The sequence below is a fragment of the Stenotrophomonas maltophilia group sp. RNC7 genome, assembly GCF_030910085.1.
In the GTDB taxonomy this organism is placed as follows: domain Bacteria; phylum Pseudomonadota; class Gammaproteobacteria; order Xanthomonadales; family Xanthomonadaceae; genus Stenotrophomonas; species Stenotrophomonas sepilia.
Genome location: NZ_JAVFVN010000536.1, coordinates 1 through 984, shown reverse-complemented (window position 1 = coordinate 984; position 984 = coordinate 1). Strand labels below are relative to the sequence as shown.

The 984-nt window shown below is 31.0% G+C and carries 2 protein-coding genes; both read right to left on the bottom strand.

What is annotated here, in order from left to right; translation table 11 throughout:
• Positions 1–156 precede the first annotated feature (156 nt).
• Entirely contained in the window at positions 157–666 is a 510-nt protein-coding gene (locus tag RCF13_RS10655) for a DUF4652 domain-containing protein (protein ID WP_016121722.1), read from the bottom strand.
• A 4-nt stretch (positions 667–670) separates the two neighbouring features.
• Positions 671–984 (bottom strand): hypothetical protein (locus RCF13_RS10650; protein WP_308141139.1); only part of this gene is annotated, 314 nt, incomplete at its 5' end.

Genomic DNA, 984 nt, shown 5'->3' with positions numbered 1-984 from the left:
GGATTAGATTATACTGCTACACAAGACCCGCTAAAAAAGCAAAAGTTAGATTCTAATTTTAACATAACTGTAAAACTTACTTATTCATTGACTTTTGTATAATTAACTAATAATGAGAAAAAGCTATACCGCATAAATAATGGTATAGCTTTTTTATTATGATAAATATAATTGAATCTCTAATTCTCCGTCTATTTCTTTATACTGATTCATCTCTTTATCAATGTATTGAACACCTTCATATTTGATAACTTTTCCATCGTATTCAATTCTAACTGCCTGTGTCTTACTATCCCAGTCCGTAACCTTATGGATTCTGTTTTCAGAGATTTGATAAATATACACATTTCCTCCATCACTAATGGTTCCATATGCATATGCAAATGTATAAGCAATATGATCATCGTCAATCCATATAGCATATTTCGGTACAAATTGCTCCTCACTAGGACCTACCAGCTCTTTATTTTCCCCTGTCTCTAAATCAAATAGATATAAGCTAGACAAAGCTTCCCATTCATACGGTGATAAATAAATTGCTTTCTTACCATTAGGTGATACTTCTGGTTTTGATGAAATATCGTCTATCAATATTTTATTAGTACCTTCTTCTGATTGTAGAAATTCAATATGATTATCTGAGCGTCTATAATTGATATTATACATCTATTTATTCCTCCTCTAATTTAGATGTTTTTAAGGTTATCGTTTCTTCAACTACTTCTTCCTCTACTCCATTCTTTTGAGGAATAACATCTAGTATTTCTTTTTGTACTTCTGGAGAAATTATCGTTCCATGTAGCAGCACATTTAATAAATCCCTATGCTTTTCGATTAATTTTTCTATCTCATGTAAAGGGATTACCTTAATTTCAAAATTAAACCTGCTTTGAACAGCAGCTAATTGTTCATAGTATCTTGCATGAATTGGTAGAGGGATTACTAATACCCAAAAATCTGGATTATGAACTTCTGCCTCTTCTG